The organism is Motilibacter deserti (genome assembly GCF_011250635.1).
Taxonomy (GTDB): Bacteria; Actinomycetota; Actinomycetes; order Motilibacterales; family Motilibacteraceae; genus Motilibacter_A; species Motilibacter_A deserti.
The window spans coordinates 1-3346 of the sequence record NZ_JAANNP010000154.1 but is presented as its reverse complement, the minus strand read 5'-3'; the positions used below and the strand labels follow the sequence as shown (position 1 = coordinate 3346).

Annotated in this window: 2 protein-coding genes; both read right to left on the bottom strand. The window is 71.6% G+C overall.

Annotation, left to right across the window (positions count from 1 at the left end):
- A partial coding sequence (locus G9H71_RS21630) for an FG-GAP-like repeat-containing protein (protein WP_196792359.1) occupies nt 1-1754 on the bottom strand: 1754 nt, incomplete at its 3' end.
- Between the two features lie 332 nt (nt 1755-2086).
- Nucleotides 2087-3346 (bottom strand): amidase family protein (locus tag G9H71_RS21625; protein WP_231135263.1); only part of this gene is annotated, 1260 nt, incomplete at its 5' end.

The window sequence follows — 3346 nt, the reverse complement described above, 5'->3', positions numbered from 1 at the left end:
GCGGCGGGGACCGCGGGCAGCGCGGGCGAGACGCCCGGCTGCCCGGCGCCGGCGAGGTTCGACGCGGTCACGGTGAAGGTGTACGCCGTCCCGCTGTCGAGGCCGTCGACGTCCGCCGACAGCGCGTCGCGCGGGACCAGCACGGTGCGGCCGCCCGGCGAGGCGACCACGGCGTACCCGGTGACGGGAGCGCCGCCGTCGGACTCCGGCGCGGTCCACGTGACGTGCGCAGTGCCGTTCCGGCGTTCGGCGGCGACGTTGCGCGGAGCCGACGGGACCGTCAGCAGGACCACGCCGTCGGACGGCAGCGACGCGACGGACAGGCCGACGGCGTTGCGGGCGGACACGACGAAGCGGTACGCCCGCCCGTAGGCCAGGCCGGGGACGTCGGCCGAGGTCTTGTCGGCGCCGACCAGGACCGGCGTGCCGACCGGGTTGCCGCCCGCGTCCTGGGCCTGCACCTCGTAGCCGGTGATGGCCGAGCCGCCGTCGCCCGCAGGCGTCCACGAGACGGTCGCCTTCGCGTTCCCGCCGACGACCGTGACGCCGGTCGGGGGCTCCGGCGCGGTGTTCGCGGGGGCGCAGGTGTTGACGAGGAGGGCCACGCCGCTGGCGGCGCTGAGGACGGCGATGTCGGGCTTGCCGTCCTTGGTGAAGTCGGCGACGGCGACATCGCCACGGTTCGGCCCGGTGGCGAAGGAGCCGTCAGCGGCCTCGAGGCCGCCCCGCGCGCTCCCGGGGAGCACCCGGACGGCGCTGTCGGGGCCGGTGTTCACGAGGACGACGTCCGTCCGGCCGTCCTCGGTGAGGTCCGCCGCCGCCACCCCCGCGGACACGTCCCCCGCCGCGATCGGGTCGGACACGGCGAAGTGCCCCTCGCCCAGGCCGGTCAGGACGCGGGCCCCCGGACCCCGGTCCTCGGCCACCACGAGGTCGAGGTTCGCGTCCGCGTCGAGGTGCGCGAGGGACGCCAGGCCGGGGACGCCGGGCACCGCCGTGAAGAAGACCGGGCCGAACGGACCGGGGCCGCTGCCGCGCAGGACGACGACCTTCCCCGTCCCGGCGGAGCTGCCACGGTCGACGACGACGACGTCCGGAAGGTTGTCGTTGTCGACGTCACCGATCTTGACGTCCACCAGGAACGAGCCCACGGCGGGTACTACCGCGACGGGGCGGAAGCCGATGCCGGAGCTCAGGAGGATCGAGACGTCACCTTGGCTGGAGATCCCAGTCAGGTCCGCCATCCCGTCGAGGTTCAGGTCAGCCGCGGCGAGGCGGTAGAGGTTGCTGGCGCTGTGCGTCGACACACCGGAAAAACCGCCCTGGCCGTCGTTCCGGACGACCTTGAAGCCGGTGTCCCCGACGACCGCGAGGTCCTGGTCCCCGTCGTTGTCGACGTCGGCCGCGACGAGGTCGGTGACCATGCCAGGGCCGGTCAGCGCATCGGCGCCGCGGGTGAACGTCCCGTCGCCGTTGCCGAACGAGATGCTGAGGCCGCTCGACATGAAGTTGTTCGTGACGAGGTCGGCGACGGCGTCACCGTTGAGGTCCGCGCTCTCCATCGCCATGGGCATGCCCAGGCTTCCGGTCGTGACGAACGGCGCGAACGCGGGAGCGGCGCAAGGGCGCGAGACGGCGGATGCGGGGGTCGTGATCCCGACGACGGTGCCGGACACGACGGCCAGGCTCGTCAGGAGCGGGACGGCGCGGCGCGTACGCGGCTTCCCGGGCTGTCCCTGGGTGGACTCGGACACGAAGCAACTCCAAGCGGGCGGTTCCGGGGCTCGCGCCGGACTGCTTCCCGGCACGGCAGGCACCCGCGTGCCGGGCTCCTTGCCCGTTCATCGGCCGATCGGGTCAGCAGTCGAGGGGTTTGCCCGCAGACCTGCCCTTGACGGAGGGCACCTTGCGCAGGGTCAGCCTCGGCTACCAAGGTTGTGCACCGTACGGCGTGCTCTGACCAGCTGCGTGGTGCACAACCTTCCATGGAGCCCGTGTCATCGAGCCCGTGTCATCGAGCCCATAACCCCGAAGGCCCCGCTCGCGCACGATGCGCGAGCGGGGCCTGCCGAACGACGAGGAGCGGTCAGCTGCCCTCGATCGTCTCCACGGCGCGGTGGTAGGCAAGCAGCTGCTCGGCCTGCGCGACGAGGTCGTTGCGGACCTCGACGTCCTGCGCGTCGCCCTTGACCTGGTTCTTGGCGCGCGCGATGAACTGCTCGAGGTTCGAGATCGCGGTCTTCTCGCTGTCCTGGAGCGCCCCGGTCGACGCCCGCGAGAGGCGGTCCGTCAGGCTCTCGGCGACCTTTGCGCTCAGCCGGCCGGCCGTGACGTACGCGTTCATCGTGTTCTGCAGCGAAGTGAACGTGACGCTCGGCAGGGTCGGCCACGTCGTGGTCGTCAGATTGCGGTTGACGACGCGCCCGTCGTAGGCCTGCGCGTAGTCGTACGCGTAGCCCAGCAGCTCCGCCTCGCTCCACTTCACGTCCATGAAGAGAAGGTTGAAGGGCTTGCCGTTGGCGTAGGCACCGTCCGGCACGACGACGCCCGGCAGCTGCGCGATGTTGATCTCGGAGACGGTGCTCGCCGAGACGCTGCCGTTGAAGATCGGCCCGATCTCCTGCACCTGCTGCGGGAACATCAGCGCGTCGAGGTCGTTGTCCTCGATCACCTTGTTGAACACGTTGAGGTAGCGGTCGCGGTTCGCGTTGAAGCCCGAGAGGTCCGGCGGCGTGCTGAAGTCACCGAGCATCCCGTTGACCCGGGTGTCGCTCGCGAAGCCGTTGGCGTCCGCCCAGGCGTTGAGCTCTGCGGCCGAGTGGACCGCGGCGCTCGGGCCGAGCCGCTTGAGGTACTGGTCGATCGCCCAGTTGTTGCCGGCGTTCGTGATGCCGGAGCTGCGCAGCGCGTTGAAGCCGGACCCGGCGAACGGGTCCTCGACCACGATCGCGCCCTGCGCCTTGAGGTTCTTGACGGCCTTGGCGTAGAGCTTGGCGGTCTCCGGCGAGAGCTCGCTGTTGCTGCCGGTGCGCCAGCCGGGGCCGTACAGGCCGATGCGCTTGCCGCGCAGCGCCTCGGTCGACAGCTGCGAGGTGTAGCCACCGGCGGGCACGACGGCGCCCTCGGTCTTCGGGTCCTCCGGCGTGTAGCCCGCGAGGACGTCGAGCATGATCGCCGCGTCCTCGACGCTCTTGGTGAGCGGGCCGAGCACGTCGCGGGTTACGCCGGCGAGCGGGAAGTTGCCGGTGTTGGGGACCAGGCCGAAGGTCGGCTTCACCGCGTAGAGGCTCTGCGCCGACGCGGGGTTCTGGATCGAGCCGCCCGTCTCCTCGGCGATGCCGGCGAC